This is a genomic window from Azospirillum sp. FG154 (assembly GCF_057809575.1).
This window is the reverse complement of sequence record NZ_JBMDKF010000004.1, coordinates 237,902-256,915: the sequence shown is the minus strand read 5'-3', so window position 1 is coordinate 256,915 and position 19,014 is coordinate 237,902. Positions and strand designations below refer to the sequence as shown.

General features: G+C 65.0%; 18 protein-coding genes. 8 read left to right on the top strand and 10 right to left on the bottom strand.

The features are described 5' to 3' along the window. Positions 1–29: 29 nt before the first annotated feature. From ACODS4_RS07130 to ACODS4_RS07120, 3 genes are read right to left on the bottom strand one after another with little or no spacing between them, the layout of a single operon-like run. Positions 30–395, bottom strand: coding sequence for a hypothetical protein (locus ACODS4_RS07130; RefSeq protein ID WP_488862114.1), 366 nt, complete (start codon positions 393–395; stop codon positions 30–32). Between the two features lie 54 nt (positions 396–449). Beyond that, entirely contained in the window at positions 450–1,589 is a 1,140-nt protein-coding gene (locus ACODS4_RS07125; RefSeq protein WP_488862112.1) for an acyl-CoA dehydrogenase family protein, read from the bottom strand. Then, positions 1,586–2,998 (bottom strand): amidase, encoded by a 1,413-nt coding sequence (locus ACODS4_RS07120; RefSeq protein WP_488862110.1) that lies wholly within the window; start codon positions 2,996–2,998, stop codon positions 1,586–1,588. The genes ACODS4_RS07125 and ACODS4_RS07120 overlap by 4 nt, the downstream gene beginning before the upstream one ends. A 264-nt stretch (positions 2,999–3,262) precedes the next feature. Here ACODS4_RS07120 and ACODS4_RS07115 point away from each other — a divergent pair, with 264 nt between their 5' ends. Then, positions 3,263–3,829: a nuclear transport factor 2 family protein gene (locus ACODS4_RS07115; RefSeq protein ID WP_488862108.1), complete on the top strand. Its 567-nt coding sequence runs from the start codon at positions 3,263–3,265 to the stop codon at positions 3,827–3,829. Between the two features lie 129 nt (positions 3,830–3,958). Here ACODS4_RS07115 and ACODS4_RS07110 read toward each other — a convergent pair whose 3' ends face one another. After that, positions 3,959–4,879, bottom strand: coding sequence for a LysR family transcriptional regulator (locus tag ACODS4_RS07110; RefSeq protein WP_488862106.1), 921 nt, complete (start codon positions 4,877–4,879; stop codon positions 3,959–3,961). A gap of 224 nt (positions 4,880–5,103) precedes the next feature. On the opposite strand from ACODS4_RS07110, the gene ACODS4_RS07105 reads away from it, so the two are divergent. The 5 genes from ACODS4_RS07105 to ACODS4_RS07085 all read left to right on the top strand — a co-directional run bounded on the left by ACODS4_RS07105 (position 5,104) and on the right by ACODS4_RS07085 (position 10,425). Further along, on the top strand, positions 5,104–5,448 hold the full coding sequence (locus ACODS4_RS07105) for a Dabb family protein (protein WP_488862104.1): 345 nt from the start codon (positions 5,104–5,106) through the stop codon (positions 5,446–5,448). A 1-nt stretch (position 5,449) separates the two neighbouring features. Next, on the top strand, positions 5,450–6,517 hold the full coding sequence (locus tag ACODS4_RS07100) for a maleylacetate reductase (RefSeq protein WP_488862102.1): 1,068 nt from the start codon (positions 5,450–5,452) through the stop codon (positions 6,515–6,517). Between the two features lie 9 nt (positions 6,518–6,526). Then, positions 6,527–7,372 (top strand): intradiol ring-cleavage dioxygenase, encoded by an 846-nt coding sequence (locus ACODS4_RS07095; RefSeq protein ID WP_488862100.1) that lies wholly within the window; start codon positions 6,527–6,529, stop codon positions 7,370–7,372. Between the two features lie 70 nt (positions 7,373–7,442). Beyond that, on the top strand, positions 7,443–8,951 hold the full coding sequence (locus tag ACODS4_RS07090; protein ID WP_488862098.1) for an aldehyde dehydrogenase family protein: 1,509 nt from the start codon (positions 7,443–7,445) through the stop codon (positions 8,949–8,951). A 163-nt stretch (positions 8,952–9,114) separates the two neighbouring features. Beyond that, positions 9,115–10,425, top strand: a complete 1,311-nt coding sequence (locus tag ACODS4_RS07085) for a methyl-accepting chemotaxis protein (RefSeq protein ID WP_488862096.1) — start codon at positions 9,115–9,117, stop codon at positions 10,423–10,425. Between the two features lie 17 nt (positions 10,426–10,442). Here the strand turns inward: ACODS4_RS07085 and ACODS4_RS07080 are convergent, their stop codons facing one another. After that, positions 10,443–11,534, bottom strand: coding sequence for an AraC family transcriptional regulator (locus ACODS4_RS07080; RefSeq protein WP_488862094.1), 1,092 nt, complete (start codon positions 11,532–11,534; stop codon positions 10,443–10,445). Positions 11,535–11,659: 125 nt separating this feature from the next. Here ACODS4_RS07080 and ACODS4_RS07075 point away from each other — a divergent pair, with 125 nt between their 5' ends. Next, a complete protein-coding gene (locus ACODS4_RS07075) occupies positions 11,660–13,108 on the top strand; it encodes an APC family permease (protein WP_488862092.1) in 1,449 nt (482 codons plus the stop codon). A 217-nt stretch (positions 13,109–13,325) separates the two neighbouring features. Here the strand turns inward: ACODS4_RS07075 and ACODS4_RS07070 are convergent, their stop codons facing one another. From ACODS4_RS07070 to ACODS4_RS07050, 5 genes are read right to left on the bottom strand one after another with little or no spacing between them, the layout of a single operon-like run. Continuing rightward, positions 13,326–14,132, bottom strand: coding sequence for an ABC transporter ATP-binding protein (locus tag ACODS4_RS07070; protein WP_488862090.1), 807 nt, complete (start codon positions 14,130–14,132; stop codon positions 13,326–13,328). A 7-nt stretch (positions 14,133–14,139) separates the two neighbouring features. Beyond that, the gene (locus ACODS4_RS07065) at positions 14,140–15,183 is read right to left on the bottom strand and encodes a FecCD family ABC transporter permease (RefSeq protein WP_488862088.1); all 1,044 of its coding nucleotides are present in this window, start codon (positions 15,181–15,183) and stop codon (positions 14,140–14,142) included. Positions 15,184–15,185: 2 nt separating this feature from the next. Further along, a complete protein-coding gene (locus tag ACODS4_RS07060) occupies positions 15,186–16,238 on the bottom strand; it encodes a FecCD family ABC transporter permease (RefSeq protein WP_488862085.1) in 1,053 nt (350 codons plus the stop codon). Positions 16,239–16,244: 6 nt separating this feature from the next. Next, complete coding sequence (locus tag ACODS4_RS07055; protein ID WP_488862083.1) at positions 16,245–17,213, bottom strand: ABC transporter substrate-binding protein; 969 nt, start codon at positions 17,211–17,213, stop codon at positions 16,245–16,247. 1 nt (position 17,214) lies between these two features. After that, positions 17,215–18,645 (bottom strand): MATE family efflux transporter, encoded by a 1,431-nt coding sequence (locus tag ACODS4_RS07050; protein ID WP_488862081.1) that lies wholly within the window; start codon positions 18,643–18,645, stop codon positions 17,215–17,217. Here ACODS4_RS07050 and ACODS4_RS07045 point away from each other — a divergent pair. Beyond that, entirely contained in the window at positions 18,628–18,963 is a 336-nt protein-coding gene (locus ACODS4_RS07045) for a hypothetical protein (RefSeq protein ID WP_488862079.1), read from the top strand. The genes ACODS4_RS07050 and ACODS4_RS07045 overlap by 18 nt on opposite strands. Positions 18,964–19,014 lie beyond the last annotated feature (51 nt).

The following is a 19,014-nucleotide window of genomic DNA, read 5'->3' as shown; positions in this document are numbered from 1 at the left end:
GCTCTTCCTTTCGAGCTTCTCACGAGGAATCAGAGTTCAGGGGCGGGCAGCGGGCGGCCCATGCGGGCCTCGATGCGCTGATACCGCCACAGGCGGTGGCCCTGATCGCCAACCTCGATCGTGCGGAACAGGTTGCAGGCGGCGACGACCGACTCGCGGTTGGGGAAATCGGCCATCAGATAGCAGGTCCAGGGGAAGCCGGTGGGCGATGTGCCGACCATCGTTTCGTCATCGTCGAACGTGCCGAGAACGGTGACGCCCGGCATCTTGTGAACGGTGGCGAGGAACTGCTTCATTCCGGCCCAAACCATGCCGATCTGATCGAACGGCAGGTCGAAAAAATTCTGCTGCACGGCGATGCACAGCAGGGTGCGGATCGGCTTTTGTTCGGTCATCGTCGTCATCCACCTGTCTTGATTTTGGCGTGATTGTCGATTGCGCCAGGGGGCTTAGGGGAAGCCGGGGGCGGCGGGCTGGTTCAACAGGACGGCTCCGGCCATCTGCCAGCTTCCGGCCCCGAGGAAGGCGTGCTGGGCGACGCAGGCGGCGTCGATCATGCAACGGCCCAGCGGATGGCTGCTGTTCATCGAGTCCGACCCGCCGAGCACGAAGGCGATCCGGGCCGCCTCGGCGCCATCCTCGGCGGCTTTCGAGGCGACCTGGCGCAGGCGGATCAACGTGGCCCGATCCACCTCGCCCTTGGTCAGCATCTGCTCCCACCCCTGTTCGATGGCGTCATAGAAGGCCGCGCGGGCGCCGAGCAGCAGACCTTCGGCGCGGGCGACGCCGGTCTGGACATAGCCGCGCGCGGCGGGGCTTGGCGCGCCGGTGATCGAGGCGCGGCCCACCGCATCCTCCCGCAGCCAGTCCAGCGCCGCCCGCGCCGCGCCAAGCGCGACCACGGCGAGAACCTGGGCGGCCAGCGCCATGGCGGGGTAGCGGAAAATGGCGTCGTCCATCGACGGCGTTCCGCCACGGATGAAGATCCAGTCTTCGGGGACCACCACGCGCTCCGCCGTCACCTCGTGGCTGCCGGTGCCGCGCAGGCCGATGGTGTCCCAGGTCTCGTGAACCGTCACGTTCGCGCGCGGCGTGACGGCGGTGCGGGGCAGCGGGCTGGTTTCCCCGTCAATTTTGATGCCCATGCCAACCAACGACGACCCCATCACGCCCGAACACCAGGGCCAGCGGCCCGACAGCTCCAGCCCGCCCGCCACCTTGCGGGTGGGTTGCGGCGGGTACATCGCCCCGGAGAAGACCGTGTTCGGATCCGCCCCATAGATCGCGGCGTAGGTTTCCTTCGGCAACGCGGCGAGGTAGGTGGTGGAGACGCCGAAGCTGGCCACCCAACCGGCGGACGCGTCCGCCGTGGAAATCTCTTCGATCAGGCGGCAAAAATCCGCAGGCGAACGGGCGTCGCCGCCGAAGCGGGCGGGAACGAAGGCGCGATAGACGCCGATCTCCTGGAACTTGCGGACGATGTCCAAGGGGATGTGACGGAGCGTCTGGAAATCATTTCGACGCGCGCGAATGTCGGCCTTGAGGCTTTCGAGAGTCGTCGCGGCGGCGGCCGTGTTGGGTGCGCTCATGGATTTTGTCCTTCGGCTGAAGTGTGGGGCGCCTGAAGTTTGGGAGCCGCCGCGCTGAACCAGCTTGCGATGGCGCAAAGCTGAGGATCGTCAAACGCGCGTCCGACGATCTGAAGTCCGGTCGGAAGACCGGCGTCGTCGGTCGCCGGCAGAACGATGGCGGGATGCCCCGACAGGTTGAAGGGGCGCAGATAGCGGGTCAGCGGCAGAACCCGTTGCGGGTCCTGCGCCTCGTCCAGTCTGGGCGGGGGGATTGGAAGCGCCGGGGTGATGAGAACGTCGTGGTCGGACAGAATGGCGTCCACCTCGGCGGTGAAGCGGACGCGGACGTCTTCGGCCCAAGCCAGCTCTTCGTCCGTCACGGCGGCGGCGGCGCGAAGGCGGGCCAGCACGTCCTCGCCCAAAGGCGCGTGTTCAGCCAGCAAATGCCCAAAGGCCCCGTGGGTTTCGCGCGCGATGACGATCATTCCGGCCCGGAAGGCGTCGTTCAGCAACGGCGACTCAACGTCGGTCACGGTCAGATCCGCTCCAAGGAGCGGGGCGCTCCACGCCGTCGCCGCGTCGCCGTCGGCCAAGCGCAGTCGGGCGACGCGGGGGGGCGCGTCCAGGCGCGGGGCCGCGACGAAGCTCGGGTCGATGGCCGCCATTGCGCGTTCCAGCGTGTCCATCCGGCGCGCCAGGGGGCCGACGCAGTCCAGCGAGCTGGCGGCGGGCGTGGCGCCGGAACGGTCGACGCGCCCGAAGGTCGGCTTCATGCCGATCACCCCGCAGCAGATGGCCGGTTGGCGGATCGAGCCGCCGGTGTCGGTGCCGATCGCAAAATCAACAAGGCCAGCCGCCACGGCGACCGCCGATCCCGAGGAGGAGCCTCCGGGAATAAGATATGGCCAGCGCGGGTTGACGGGGGTTCCAGCGTGGGCGTTCACGCCCGTCATTCCATAGGCAAGCTCGTGCATGGTGGTTTTGCCGATGACGCGGCAACCCGACGCGAGCAACCGCGTGATGACGGCGGCGTTCTTGCGCGCCGGAGGGGCGTTGTCGAAGGCGGCGGAACCGCAGCGGGTGGGATGCCCCGCGATGTCGATGCAATCCTTGACCGCGACCGTCAATCCCTGCGCGGAACCCAGATCCAGGGTTTCCGTGAAGATCGACCCATGAGTGTCGTTCTGCTGTGTCATGGCTGTCTTTTCTGTTGATCGGAGACAGGGTCTGTCTCGCTCCCCGATTGCATGAAAGTTACCGTAATTCGGTGGTCCGTCAATATGGTTTGTGGGGCAGGGAAGAAAATATTCATTTGATATCAATGTGTTAAAACGACATACACGAGCGCGCGCCGCCGCCTTGGAGGGGCGGGCTGGGCGTGATTCACGGCTTTGTGCGCAGAGCTTATTGTCACCCTTGTCAACCATGACCATAACATGATTTTTCACGCAATATTTTTGCAATCATCGCAAAAGTGATTTTCAGAAGCCGCCAAGGCGGCGGGGCGGCGTGAAGTCTCAGGAAACGCGGGGATTTTTGCCAAAACCATCGACACGAGCGGTATTTACGTGAATATTACCGCTTGACCGTCGGAGGTTTGCCAGTACCGTGGACGCGGTCCCGAAGGTTGCGCTGGCGCCGCTGGCGCCGTGCCGGGAATCATTCCCCCCGGATAAGGTGAGAACACAGCCATGACAAACGCCACCGATATTGCGGCCCTGGTTCGGCGCGTCGAGCTTCTGGAGGCCGAAGCCGACATCCGTCGGTTGGAAGCCCGCTACATGTTCTTGTGCGACACGCCCAACCCCGAATTCGGCGTCGCCGACGATCAAGCCCGCATTGAGCTGATCCTGGAACTGTATACGGAGGACGCGGTTTGGGAAGGCGTCGGCGAGTATTACACCAACCAGTTTGGCCGGGTTGAAGGCAAGCCGGCGCTGCGCAAGCATTTTGAAAATTTCTGGGGCAGCCGCCGCGATCCCGCCCTCATCCTCAACTGTCACTATCTGACGTCGGAACAGATTCATGTTCATGAGGATGGGCGGACGGCGGATGCCCAATGGGTTCACATGCAACCCTGGTTGTTTTCCGACGGCAAGGCGCTGCTGCGCTCGTCGCGTCTGAACAACGGATTCCGCAAGGAGCCGGATGGCAAATGGCGGCTCACCCGCACGCGGACGGAGAATGTGTTCGTCGCCCCGCTGCCGGCCACCTGGGCGTCCGACTACCCCTCGAAGTCGGTTCTGATGCAGCCGTAACCGCCCGGCGACCGTTCGACCAAAGAGACGGGGGAGGCCAAGCGCTGGCCTCCGACTCTTTGGTGAACGGATGGGGGAGGCGTCTGCGCCGGGCCGGGGAGCAAGCGGAATGGAAGCCGCGCCGCGCGGCTACGTCAACGAATCCCATTCGGATTCAAAGTCATTCCGGGAAAAATACTCGACCAGGGCGTTGATGAACAACCGGGTGCGGGCGGGGAGATGGGTGCGGGAGGGGAAGGCGAGATTCATGACCAGGCGGGGCAATTCCCAATCCGGCAAGACGCGGACCAACCGCCCGGCTTTGAGATCCGCGTGCAGGATGTAGGCCGGTTGAACGATTATTCCCAACCCATCCAGGGCCGCTTGCCGCAGGATTTGCCCATCGTTGCACACCATCTCGCCGGTGAGGGGGATGCGGATCATTTCGCCGTCGCGCGCCAGGTTCAGATGATCCGGGTCGTTCGCCAGGGAATAGAGCAGCATGTCATGCTTCAGCAGATCCTTCGGCTCCGTCGGGACGCCTCGGCGTTCCAGATAGTCTGGAGACGCGGCGATCAGGCGTCGGGTTTCAGCGAGTTTGCGGATGGTGACGCTGCTGTCCACTTCGGAGCGTCGGGTCCGAATGGCGAGGTCAAGGCCGTTTTCAACAAGATCATAGTAGCGGTTTGAAATTTGAAGGTCGATGCGGACCAACGGATATTGCGCCCTGAACTCACGGATGACGGGCATCAGGTGCAGTTTTGAAAAGGACAGCGAGGCCCCGACGCGCAGCGTGCCGCGCGGCTGCGCCACGACCACGCTGACGCTGGCCTCGGCCTCGCGAAGATTGACCAGGATGTCACGGGCGTTGGCGGCGAAGCTCTCTCCCTCGGGCGTCAAATAGAGTTGCCGGGTCGTGCGCTGCACCAGCCGGACGCCCAGACGGTTTTCCAAGCTGGTCAGATGCCGACTGACGCCGGACACCGACATGCCAAGCGCGTCCGCCGCCCGCGTCAGGTTGGCTTCATCCGCGATTCTGGTGAACACCTCAAGTTCGGTGAGACGGTCCATTTTTGCGTCTCCAGCGAGATAATACGGTAACATTCATCTTTCTTGCGCGTTTTGCAAGAGGCGTTTCCGCGAAAAGGCGGCGAGATTGTTGCGAAACACGCAAGGCTGTTTCCCACATTGCGTGATTTATACCGCAATAATTCGGTGCGATCCTCAGATCATCCGTTCACGCCTCTGTTTCCGCCCGCCGCAGTCGCGGCGAACGAGGCTCAAAGGAGCCTTCCATGACCGATCACACCATCGCTCAACGTCCTGTCCGCCACATCGTGATGTGGCGCGTCGCGGGCGCGACCGAGGATGAAAAGCGCGGGAGCATGGAAACGGTCAGGCGCAGCTTTGAATCGTTGCGCGGTCGCGTTCCTGGAATGACCAGCCTGGACATCGGCATCGACGAGAGCCGCGTTTCTTATGCGTGCGACGTGGTTCTCGTCACCGAGTTCGAGAGCCTGGACGCGCTGAAGCGCTACGCGACCCATCCCGACCATCTACGCGTCCGCGACGCGCTCGAAGGGCTGCGCGTCGAGCGCCACCAAGTGGATTACACGCCTTTCCAAGCCAAGGGACAATGAGATGGAGCCGCGCAACTTTACCTATGTGAGCCACCCGGCTCGGGTGATTTTCGGGTCGGGGACGCTGGGCCAATTGCCGGACGAGGTGGACCGCCTGAACGCGAAACGGGCGCTGATCCTCTCCACGGCGGCTCAACAGGGCGACGCCGAAGCCTTGGCGGATCGCCTCGGGTCTCGCGTGGCCGGGATCTTTCCCGGCGCCGTCATGCACACGCCGGTGGACGTCAGCGAATTTGCGACGGACCGGGCGCGCGCCCTGCGGGCCGATGTGGTGGTCGCGCTTGGCGGGGGATCGACCACGGGGCTTGCCAAGGCCATCGCGCTGCGCACCGATCTGCCGCAAATCATTCTGCCGACGACCTACGCCGGATCGGAAATGACGCCGATCCTGGGCGAAACCAGCGACGGCCAGAAGCGCACGCAATCGACGCCGAAGGTCCTGCCCGAGGTGGTGATCTACGACGTGGATTTGACGTTGGGCCTTCCGGTCGGCCTGTCGGGGACCAGCGGCGTCAACGCCATCGCCCACGCGGTTGAAGCCCTTTACGCCCGTGACCGCAATCCGGTGATTGACGCGCTGGCGATCGAGGCGATTGCCGCGCTGGCGCGGGCCTTGCCCCAGATCGCCGCCGCCCCCCAGGATCGGGCCGCCCGCAGCGAGGCGCTGTATGGCGCGTGGCTGTGCGGGATTTGTTTGGGGTCGGTCGGCATGTCCCTGCACCACAAGCTGTGCCACACGCTGGGCGGCAGCTTCAACCTGCCCCATGCGGAAACGCACACGGTCATCCTGCCGCACGCGCTGGCCTACAACGCGCCCGCGATTCCCGACGTGATGGCGAAGCTGTCCCGCGTCCTTGGCCCCGATCCGGCGGCGGCGCTGTTCGCGCTTGGCCGCGCCGTTGGCGCGCCCGCCGGGTTGGCGGCGTTGGGCATGCCGCAGGATGGCGTGGACCGCGTGGTCGATCTGGCCCTGTCGAATCCCTATTGGAACCCGCAACCCCTGGATCGCGCGGGCCTTCGCGGCCTGATCGCCCGCGCCTGGGACGGCGCCGCGCCGCGCGCGGCGTAAGGAGGAGCGATGTCCAGCTATTTCACGGAAGCCCGCTCCGTCGAGGCGGTCAACGCCCGGATTGGCGATGAGACGGATCCGCGCTTGCGGCGCGTCATGACGTCGCTCGTCGCGCATCTGCATGGCTTTATCAAGGATGTCGGGTTGACCGAGGCGGAGTGGGAACACGCCATCGCCTTCCTGACGCGGACGGGCCAGATGTGCGGCGACACCCGGCAAGAGTTCATCCTGCTGTCGGACGCCTTGGGCGCGTCGATGCTGGTTGACGCGATCAATCACCGCGCGCCCAACGGCGCCAGCGAAAGCACCGTCTTCGGCCCCTTCCACGTCGATGGCGCGCCGGAGCGCGCCATGGGCGATTCCATCAGTCTCGACGGAAAGGGCGAGGTCTGCCTGTTCCAGGGCCGCGTGCTTGACCTGGACGGCGCGCCGATCAAAAACGCTTTGATCGACGTCTGGTCCGACAACGCCGACGGCTTCTACGACGTCCAGCAACCGGACCTTCAGCCAGCCTTCAACAATCGGGGCGTTTTCCGAACCGACGCGGACGGTCGTTACGCCTTTCGCGGCATCAAGCCGGTGTCTTATCCCATTCCCGCCGATGGGCCGGTTGGGCGGATGCTGGCCGCCTTGGGCCGCCATCCCTGGCGTCCGGCGCACATGCATTTCCTCATCGCCGCTTCCGGTTTTGATCGTCTTATCACGCACATCTTCGTGGCGGGCGACCGCTATCTGCAATCGGACGCGGTGTTTGGGGTGAAGGAATCCCTGATCGTGGATTTCCATGCGGTGGATGGTCCGAACGAACGCTGGTTGGCCGAACATGATTTCGTTTTGACTCGCCCGGCGGACTGACGCGGCGCGCGGTCGAACGGGAGCGCACACACAACGCGGCGTCGCCGCTGACACGGAACAGGGAGACATCATGAAAATCGCACGGCCAGACAGTGTTGTGGAGCGGATTTTGCCCTCGGTCGAGGCGTTCCTGACGGCGCCGTTGATGGTGATTGGCCGCGACTTTGTTTCGGCGAAGAGCGGAAAGACCTACACCGTTTACAACCCGGCGACCGGCAAGCCGCTGTCGCAGATCCCCGCTGGCTCCGCCGAGGACGTGGACCGCGCGGTCAAAGCGGCGCGGGCGGCGTTTGAAGGCCCCTGGGCGCGCATGCCGCCGGTCCAGCGTCAGGCGGTCATGCTGAGGCTGGCCGATCTGATCGAAGAGAACGGCGAGGAGCTGGCGCAGCTTGAAACGCTGAACAACGGCAAGTCGATCATGCTGTCGCGGCTGGTCGAGGTTCAGTCTTCGGCTGAGTATTTCCGCTACATGGCCGGTTGGGCGACGAAGATCGAAGGCGCCACGCTGGACGTTTCAATTCCGATCCCGCCGGGGATGAGCTATCAAGCCTTCACCCGGAAGGAGCCTGTGGGCGTCGTCGCCGCGATCACTCCGTGGAATTTCCCGCTGACGATGGCGAGTTGGAAGGTGGCCCCGGCGCTGGCCGCCGGTTGCACGGTGGTGTTGAAGCCGGCGGAGGAAACGCCCCTGACCTCCATCCGGCTGGCGCAGCTCTGCCTGGAGGCGGGGATTCCGGAGGGGGTGGTCAACGTCGTCACCGGTCTGGGCGAAGAGGCCGGAGCGCCGCTGGTCGCTCACCGCGACGTGTCGAAGATCAGCTTCACCGGATCAACCGAAACCGGGAAGCTGATTGGCGTCCAGGCGATGCGCGACATGAAGCGGGTGACGCTGGAGCTGGGCGGCAAGGCTCCGATGCTGATGTTCGACGACATGGACCTCGATCTTTTGGGCGTCGCGGCGGGCGTCGGCTCTTTCTTCAACACCGGGCAGACCTGTTGCGCGGGCGTCCGCATCTACGCGCAAAAGGGCATCTATGACCGGGTGTTGGACACCATCTCCGGCGTGACCCGTCAGTTGTCCATCGGTTCGGGGCTTGATCCGCGCAACCAGATCAACCCGCTGGTGTCGGCCCGTCACAAGGCCCATGTCCAGGCCTGCGTCGCGCGCGGCGTCGCCGACGGCGCCCGTCCGGTCATCGGCGCCAGCGCGCCGGGCGAGGGCTATTACGTGGCCCCCGAACTGTTCACCGACGTGCGCCAGGACATGGCGCTGATGCAGGAGGAGGTGTTCGGCCCCGTCATCACCATCGCCCCCTTCAGCGACCAGGACGAAGCGATCCGGCTTGCCAACGACACCCGCTTTGGCTTGGGCGCGTCGATCTGGACGACCAACGTCAACACGATGATGCGCTGCGTGCCGCAGATTCAGGCCGGAACGGTTTGGGTGAACAGCCACAATCTTCCCGACCAGAACATGCCCTTCGGTGGTTTCAAGCAGTCGGGCGTTGGTCGGGAGCATGGGCGCGGCGCCCTCGACAATTATCTCGAAACCAAATCCGTTTGCGTCGCCTACCGTTGATCGTGACTGGGCAAGCCTTCGGGCTTGCCCATTTTTATTCAGATCGACCCTATTTTAGCGAAATCCGAAGAAATTTCTTATCGCTCCACTGGCAAGGGGGGAAGTTCTGGCTTCCGCCATCCGATGTGTTTTGTGGTTTTCAGGCAATCGGTTCATCGCAGGAATGGCGGACATGCTGGACAAAGTGAGTGGGGGAGGGCCGGGAGGATGGCGGTTTCGACGGCGTCTGTTTCGGCGCATTTTTGAAGCGTCGCCCGATGGTTACATGCTGATGCATCGGGACGTCATCGTGGATTGCAACAACGCGGCGGCGCGGATGCTGGGCTATGACGATCCCGGCGACCTGATCGGCTTGCCGCCCGACGCGTTTGATCCCGAATTCCAAGCCAATGGCGAACGATCAACCGATCTCAGCGCCGCTGTAGTCGAGCGTGTGCGGCGCAACGGTCATGATCGCTTTGAATGGCGGCACACGCGCAAGGACGGTTCGTTGCTGAATGTGTCCGTCACCTTGATGGCGTTCGAGATCGCCGGTTATCCGGTGTGGCTGGTGTTCTATCAGGACATCGACGCGCTGGTCGCCGCGCGCGAGGCGGAGCGGCGCGGCCAACAGGCGTTGACCGACTATCTGCGCGACCTGTCCAGCGCCTTCAGCGCCAACATCCGCAGCGTTGAATCGGCCTTGCAAAAAACCGTGGGCGGGGCGGCGACCGAAGCGGCCCAGGTGCGCGACATGGCGGTGAAGGTCAGCCAGATGGCGCAGGATGGAGCCGAGGCGGTGCGCTTGGCGAACGACGCGGCGGGTGGGGTGGCGGCGGCGGCGGGCGAGCTGTCCGCCTCGATCACGGAAATCAGCCGACAATTGTCGTCGGGACTGAGCGTCACCGAGCAATCCGTCGGGCAGGCGGAGCACGCGGAACGGATCATGGCGCGCTTGGACGCGACCGCGCAGCGCATTGAGGGCATCGTCCACCTGATCCGCAGCATCGCCGGTCAAACGAATCTTCTGGCGTTGAACGCCACCATCGAGGCCGCGCGCGCGGGCGAGGCGGGGCGCGGCTTCGCCGTCGTGGCGACGGAGGTCAAGGCGTTGGCGGGGCAAACCGCCCGCGCCACGGAAGAAATCAGCGCCGAAGTCACCCGCATTCAGGAGGTGGCGCGCGACGCCTCGTCATCGACCGGGGGCTTGGCCAAATCCATTGCGTCGTTGACGCAGGTGATGGCCGCCATCTCCGCCGCCATTGAGCAGCAACGCGCCGCGACCGAAGAGATATCCCGTGGCATTCAGCATGTCGCCGACCAGACGGGCGACGCCGCCGACCGGATCGGCTCTTGCGCGACGCTGGTGGGATCGACGCGGGACGCCGTGGGAGATCTCATGCGCGATGTGAACGAGGTTAAGGGAAAGGCGGACGCCTTGGGTTGCCACACCGATGACTTCATGCGCTCGTTGACCGCCGGTGTGCGGGTTTGAGGGGCGCGTCGCGTGACTCAATCCGGCTCTGTCGGGTCGCCGTCCAAGGTGGGGGCCGTACGCTCTCCCGCGAGGCAGGCGTTTCGCCGAAAGGCGCTCGGCTCCTCGCCGGTCCAGTTTCGGAACGCGCGCCAAAACGCGGTCTCGTCGGCGTAGCCCAGCGCTCTTGCGACCTCTGACACGCGCGCGCCTTTTTGGGACAGGTAGACTTTGGCCATTTGCTGGCGGTGCTGCGCCAGAAGATCGCGAAGGCTGGCCCCTTCTTCGGTCAGGCGGCGTTGCAGATTGCGCGGGGACATCCGCAAATCGCGGGCAAGGACGGGCAGCGTGACCGGCTTTTGACCAAGATACAGGCCGATCAAGGCGCGGACTTGATCGGTGATCGTCTCATCGTCGTTCGCTTCGCCGATCAAATCGGCGATGTGGTGTTCAAGAATGTTGGTGAGGCCGCGATTTTCGGTGCGAAAAACACGGTCGCTGTCGTCACGGCGCATGATGAAGCGGTTTCCCGATTGTCGGAACAGGACGGGCGCCCGGAAGATTCGCTGCAACAGGGCCGGGTCCGCCTCTTCCCCATGCTCGAAATGCACCTCGACGGGCCGCCAATCCGCCGCGAAACAGGATCGGACCAATTGGCAATTGGACACCAGGGTGTATTCGGCGTCCTGACGACGCGGCCAGAGCGACAGGTCGCTGATCCGGTAACTCCAGATCAGATCCTCGCCCACCTCAAAAAGCGATGACTGGGTGCCGCCTTGCAACGCCTTCGCGTTGCTGGACAGGCGATCAAATCCCACTTTGACGGTAGGAGATAGGGAAAACAGAACGCCCATCGGCCCCATATCCGCCGGGCGGATCTTCAGGCCGAGTCGGACGCCGAGATTTGGTTCGTTCAGCTCCTGCGCCGCTTTTTCAAACAACCTGACATAGTGCGCCAAAGGAAGCACGGAATAGGGGTCCGAAAGGATCGTTCGCGCCAACCCATGCCTGCTCAAAAAATCAGCCACATCGCCTTCGGATTGAGCAAGATGTTCAAAGAGTGGCGTGAGCGCGGACGCGCGAATCACAGCCCCTCTCTGGAGCGACGGCGTGGGAGGGGAGGAAACCATGCGGCAACGCTCCATCGGATGCGATGGCGTAATTTATCGGAATAATGGCGCGGAATACAATGGGTGAGTCTGAAAATCCCGTCATATTTCAGGAACAAAAAAATCCTACACAGGGGGTTGGTTTCATGTCGTTTGACGCAACCGCGCGCGCGCCCGAGGGTGAACGCCTTTCACGAAATTCCATCGGGCTTCTCCACATTGTGTTCTTCGTCGTCGCGGCGGCGGCGCCGCTGACCGCCGTGGTTGGGGCCTCGCCCGCCGCCTTCGCGTTCGGCAACGGCGCCGGCGTGCCCGGCGCCTTTGTTCTGGCGGGGCTTCTGTACATCATGTTCTCGGCGGGCTTCACCGCGATGAGCCATCATGTCGGCGGCACCGGGGCCTTTTACGTGTACATCGCCCAAGGGCTTGGTCGGCAGTTGGCGGTGGCCGGGGCGCTGATTTCGCTGCTCACCTACAGCTCGGTCCAAATCGCGGTCTACGCGCTGTCCGGCGTTTTCCTGTCGGGGACCATGGAGAGTTTCGGGTATGCCGCGCCGTGGTATGTCTGGTCGTTCGTCCAGCTTCTGCTGGTTCATTTCGCCGGGCAACGCAACATCTCCTTCTCTGGAAAGATCCTCGGCGTCGCGATGGTCTTGGAATTCGTCGTCCTGCTGTTGCTGGATCTGGGAATCCTGTTCCAGGGCGGTGGACCCGAAGGGTTGACCTTGAACAATTTCGCGCCGTCCGTCGTGTTCGGGCCGGGCCTTGGCATCGCGCTGGTCTTTGTGGTTGGTTCCTTCATTGGTTTTGAATCGACGGCGATCTTCGGGGAAGAGGCGCGCGATCCCACCGTCACCATTCCCCGGGCGACCTATGTCGCGGTGCTGCTCATCACCGTTTTCTACGCGTTCTCGACCTGGGCGATCGCGCAATATTACGGCTTCTCGCAGATTCAGCAGGAGGCCATGAACAACAAGGAAACCCTCTATTTCGTCGCGGCGGAGAGGGTTCTGGGCGGCTGGTCCGTCGCGCTGATGAACGGTCTGCTGGCTTTGTCCTTTTTCGCCTGCGTCCTGTCTTTCCACAACACGTTGAACCGCTATTTCTTCGCGCTGGGCCGTGAAGGCGTGGCTTGGCACAAGCTCGCCAAGATCCACCCGGTCCACGGTTCGCCCTGGGTCGCCGGAAACATCCAATCCCTGTCGGCGGCGCTCATTCTGTTGGTCTTCATTCTGTGCGGCGCGGATGGTTTCGCGATCGTCTTCTCCTGGATGTCGGCGCTGGCGGTTCTGGGCATTCTGGCGGTGCAGGCGTTGGTGTCTTTGGCGATCATCAAATATTTCCGTCGTCACCACGCCCATGAGCACAGCCTGCTGGTGACGTTGATCCTGCCCTTCGTCTCGCTGGTTGGTCTTGCGGGCGCTTTCTGTCTGGTCACGGCGAATCTCGAACTGTTGACCGGCAGCGACAGCCACATCGTGCAAGCTTTCCCTCTGGTGGTTCTGGCCTTTGGTTTGGGCGGGCTTGCGCTCGCCCGCGTGATCCGTCTGCGCAAGCCGGACCTGTACGAAAATCTTGGCAAGGTTTTCGAGTGACAGGCGATGAGCGGGGCTGATTTCCCAGCCTCCTCCACCGCAGATCCTCCTGTTCGGCGACGGATGCGCAGGAGCAACGGAAGGCGCAGGAGCGGGAGAGCCGGGAACTGGAGCAGGCGGCGGCGTGACCCCGACGGGATGGCGGGCAAGCGCGCGCCGGACGGGGCGGTGGCGACGATGGCCTCAACCCCGAAGACCCGGCCCAGAAGTGCTGGCGTCAGCGCCGCGCCCGGCGATCCGATCGGCGCTGGGCGAGGCTGACGTCGAAATGCGGGGCGGCGCCGTCGGCGACGCGGATGAAGCGCCCCGTCACCCGGAACACTGTTTCGATCAGACCGCTGTCGGCCAAGGCCGCCGGAGGGCCGTCGAACATCAAGACGCCCTTTTGCAGCAGGGAAATGGCGTCGCACACCGCCATCGCCTGATTGATGTCGTGAATCGCCATGATGACGGCGACGCCCCGCTCCCGGCTCAAACGGTGGACAAGGTCGAGCACCTCCACCTGATGGCCGATGTCGAGGAAGGAGGTCGGCTCGTCCAACAACAGAACCTGCGCCCGCTGGGCCAGCGCCGCCGCGATCCAGGCGCGTTGACGCTCGCCGCCCGACAATTCGCGCAGGCTGCGTTCGGCCAATGCGGTCAGTCCGGTGTTGTCCAGCGCCCAGCCGATGGCGTCCTCGTCCTCCGGCCCATAGCGGCGGAACAGCCCGACATGGGCGAAGCGGCCCTGGCGGACCAACTGCTCGACCGTCATGTCCTCCGGCGCGGCGGGCTGTTGCGGCAGATAGGCCAGCTTTTGCGCCAGCGCGCGGCGGGGCAGCGCGTGGACGGGGCGCCCGTCGATCTCCACCCGCCCGCCGGTCGGTTGGATCAGACCGGCGATGCTTTGCAGCGCCGTGCTTTTGCCTGAGCCGTTCGGCCCGATCAGGCCGCGAATCTCGCCGGGCTGGAGCGACAGGCGAAAGTCGGTCAACGCCGGGCGGCGGCCATAGGCGACGGACAGGTGGGAACAGAGAACCGGCATCGCGCCCTCACGGAGTTTTCCGAAGCAAGACAATCAGAACAGGAACGCCAAACAGGGCCGTGACCACGCCGATGGGGATTTCCTCGGCGCCGCCCAGCAACCGCCCGGCCAAATCCCCCGCCGTCACCACGACCGCGCCCAGCGTGATCGTCACCGGCAGCAGACGGCGACGGCGCCGCCCGACGACGAAACGCGCCAGATGCGGCGTCAGCAGGCCGACGAAGGCGATTGGCCCGACGGCCCCCACCGCGCTGGCGGCAAGGCCGGAGGCCAGGCACAGAACCAGCGTGAAATGCCGCTGATAGGACAGCCCGAAAGATCGGGCGACCGACGCCTCCAGGCTCAGCAAATCCAGCGGGCGCAGGATCAGCGGCAGCGCCGCCAGTCCGGCGAGCGTGAAGGGGGCGAGAAACGCGGCGTGCTCCCAACGGCGGGCGTAGAGGCTGCCCGCCAGCCATTCCAGCAGGATCTCGATCCGGGTGGATCCCCATCCGGCGATGACGCCCATCGCCAGCGCGTGCAGCAGCGCGCCGATGGCGACGCCGCACAGGGTGACGCGCAGCGGGCCGAGATCGTGGCGAAGCGCCAAAAGATGGACCAGCCCGGCGGCGCCCAATCCCCCCAGCGTGCCGACCGTCGGCAACCAGGCGATGGGCAGTTCCGGCAGGGTGTTGCCGCCCGGCGCGTGGCTGTAGACGCTGAACAGCAGGAAGACGGCGACCGCCAAGGTGGCCCCCTGCGAAATCCCGAGAATCGACGGGTCGGCCAGCGGGTTGCGGGTGATCCGCTGCAACAGCAGACCGGCGATGGCGAAATTGATCCCCGCCAGCACGCCGGTGGCGACGCGCGGCAGCCGGAAATCGAGCAGGATGGAGCGGGCCATCGCGCTGCCGCCGCCGGTCAGCGCGGCGAGGCTGTCGGACAGCGGAATGTCGGCGACCCCCAGCAGAACCGCCATGGGCAGCGACAGGGCGACGGCCAGCAGGCAGCCCGACAACAGAAGCCAGCCCGAGCGGGCGCGGGGAGGGGGGGATGCTATGGCGCTGTCCATCCTCACGCCTCGGCCTGGGAGGAAAAGCGGTGGCGGCGGACCAGATGGAGGAAGACCGGGCCGCCGATCAGCGCCGCGACGATGCTTACGGGGATCTCGCGCGGCAGAACGATGGTGCGCGCCGCCAGATCGGCGGCCACCAGCATGGTCCCGCCCAGCGCGGCGGTCAGCCCGATCAGCCAGCCGGGGCCGGGGGGATTCAGCAGCCGGGCGATGTGCGGGGAGGCCAGCCCGACGAAAGCGACATGCCCGGCGACCGGGGCGACCCCCGCGACCGGCAGGGCCGCCAACAGCAGCAAAACCGGCTTCCACAGGGCCATGTTCACCCCCATTCCGGCGGCGGCCTGCTCGCTCAACCCGAACAGGGTGATGACGCGCAGGCAGGCCAGCGCGCCGCCCAGACCGATGAGGACCCAGGGCGTCATCGCCAGCAGTTGCGGCCAGGAACCGCTCTGGAATCCGCCCGACAACCAGAAGAACAGCGCCGTCGATTGCGGGCCGCTCAGCAAAATCAGATAGGTGGTGACGGCCCCGAGAAACAGCGCCACGCTGACGCCGCCCAGCGCCAGCCGCATCGGGCCGCCGCCTTTTGCGATCCAGGCCGTGGTCAGGGCGGCGGACAGACCGCCCAGCAAGCCGACCAGCGGGTAATAGGCCGACGAAAAGCCGGGAAGCAGGACGAAGCACAGCAGGATGGCCGTCACCGCGCCGGAGGTGACGCCGGTCAGGCCCGGCCCCGCCAGCGGATTGCGCGTCAGAATTTGCAACAGCAGGCCGGACACCGCCAGCCCGACCCCGCCGACGAAGGCGCACAGGCTGCGCGGCAAGCGCAGCGTCCACACCAGGATGGACTCGATGGCGTCGTTCGGGTGCAGCAGAACCGACAGCAACATGTCGAGGCGCAAGGGGCGGCTGCCCAGCAGCAGCCCCCCGGCGCACATCAGCGCGGACGCCAGCAGCAGGGCGACCGTCAGCGCGCCGGAACGGACGGATCCGTTCGGCGGCCAACGCTCACCCAATTCCGACAGGGCGGCGGATGACAGGCGGCTTTTCACGAGCCGTCACTTCTGAAGGGCGGCGGGGATCAGCGTGGCGGCTTCGGCCTTGACGTTGATCGCCGGGAAATGGTCGGGGTGGAGGAAATGGGCGGCCTCGCGCAACACGAGTTCGCGCGCGATGGGGCCGTTCGCCTCCACCCACTCGTCCCCGACATAATGGACGCGGCCATTCTTCACCGCCGACAGGCGGCTCCAGATCGGGTTGGCCTGATGCGGGCGTTCCGGGCCGGAATCATAGACGAAGATCACCTCGGGATCCTTTTCCAGCATGGATTCCAGGCTCATCTCCAGGCCAAAGCGTCCGCCTTGGACCATGGGACCGGCGATGTTCTCGCCGCCAAGCTTGGTCGCGATCCAGGCGGCCATGGTCTCGGTGTGGAAGGTGAAGGGGGTGTTTCCGGCCCACATGATCTGAAAGCGCGGGTGTTTGTCCTTCGGCGCTTTGGCGGCGTAATCGTCCAGGCGCTTCTGGAAGGCGTCGTTCAGCTCCTGGCCGCGTTGGGGCTGGCCCAGCAGGGCCGCCAGCTCCGCCACCTCTTTGACGCTTTCGCTGTGCAGCTCCATGTTGTAGGCGACGTAGGGGGCGATTTTCTCGATTTGGGCGGCGTTGCCCTGGGTGTAGCGCCGCATGGCGACGATCAGGTCGGGTTTGGCCTCCGCCAGCAGCTCCAGATTGGGTTTGGCCCGCTGGCCGATCTTCTTCATGCCCGCCGTCAGGCCCAGCAGATAGTCCGGCTCGCGACCGGCGGTCATGTAGGTGGTGGCGACCGGCGTCACGCCCACCGCCAGCGCGACGTCGGTGGCGAGGTAGGAGATGGACGCGACGCGCTGCGGCTTGGCGGGAACCTGCACGGACACGCCACGGGCGTCGATCACGCTGCGGGTCGTCGCGTCGTCCGCGCGCGCCGATCCGACCGCCAGGGCGGCGACCATGCCGATGGTCAGGCAGACATTCGGGAGGCTCCAGGTCATGTCAACGCGCTTCCTTTGAAATGAGGGTGGTGTTTGGGGCCTTGGACGCCGACGACGCGCCGGTCAGCCGCCCAAGATCGGACAGAAAGCGCCGCCACAGCAGCAGGCTGGTCGCGCCGAAGCCCAGGCAAAGGCCGAACCAGACGCCCAGGCCGCCCAGCCCGAGCGGGTAGGCGCAGAGCGCCATGGCGGGGACGCCGATCAGCCAATAGCCGATCAACGTGTTGGTCAGACCCGCCTTGGCGTTTCCCAATCCGCGCAGCAGCCCGACGCAGATGTTCTGCGATCCCTTGAAATACTGATGCGCGATGGCGAACCACAGCAGGGTCGTCGCCGTCGTGACGACGGCGGGGTCGGCGTGCGCGCCAAGGAAGGGGCGCAGCACGACGGCCGGGACGACGGCGTAGAGCAGCCCGACCGCCGTCATGATCGACAGGCCGATGGTCATGGCGCGGCGGGCGATGTCGGCCACCTCGTGCGTCCGCCCCTTGCCGATGGCGCGGCTGACCAGTATGGAGGAGCCTTGCGACAGGCCGATGTTCACCTGATAGACGATGTAGGCCAATTGGTTGACGATGTTGGAGGCGGCGAGCGTGACCGCGCCGAAGCTGCCCATGAACAGGGTGGCGAGGGAGGTGATGGCGGCCTCCGACCCGTAGGTCAGGGCGATGGGTGTTCCCAGGCCGGTGATCGTCTTCACGATCCCCCAATCGGCCCGCCAGGCGTCCAGCGTCAGCAAGGGACCCAGCAGCGGGTCGCGCCCGACCGTGCGCAAATAGACCAGACAGGTCCAAAGCTGCACCAGCGTGGTGGACAGGCCGACGCCCGCCAGACCAAGCTGCGGCAGGCCCAGCCAGCCATAGATGAACACAGCGTTCAGCAGAGCGTTGACGGCGATGGAGATCACCGTCACCCGCAGCAGCGATCCGGCCCGGCGCATGCCCACCGCGAATTGCCGCAGCACGTTCAGCCACAGCATCGGCAGCAGGCCGGGGGCCAGCGTCAGCATGATTCCCTGCGCCTGCGCGGCGACCTCCGGCGCTTGTCCCAGGACGGGCAGAAGGAGACTCGCCAGCGCCAGGACGGCGGCGGCGGCGACGGCGGTCAGGGTGGCGACCAGCAGGGAGGCGCGCAGCAGGCCGCGCACCTCCGCGCGGGCGGTTTCGTCCGGCTCCTTGACGCCGGTTCGTTTTTCTCCGCGCCCGACGGCGGCGGCGACGAGGTTGCCGACCCCCGTCACCATGCCGACGCACATCGTCCGCAATTGGTTGTAGAGCAGCATGACCAACCCGCCGGCGGCCACCGCCGAAACGCCGAGAAGCCCCATCATCAACAGATCGGTGCTGGTCAGGGCCACTTGGGCGAACTGGATTCCGGCGATGGGGGCCGACAGCGCGACAAGGTCCCGATAGGGATGAAGACGCGCGATCATGGCCGGGTCACGCCGTCCGGCAGACGCCTGATGTCGGCGCGATCCGTTCGGGGCAAGACGCGGAGCGCGGGGGCGGGGTTGGAGGATTTCTTCATGCCGACACCATCGTCCTATGATCGATCAGCGTATTTCCGAGAAACTCAAGTGTTCAGAACCATCGCCAACAAAAATAAAACAAAATTTGCAAATAAAAATGCGAAGCAAAATTTGCGGGAAACTGGAATCGCCGGATGGATGCTGTTGCGTCATGGGTTCAGTGATAACAGCGCGCAGGTATTTTTCAGACGCGGCGACATTCCATACAGAGATTGGAAATGACCGTCAATGAGAATAATTATTAATATCATAAATTTCCACCGACTCCAAACG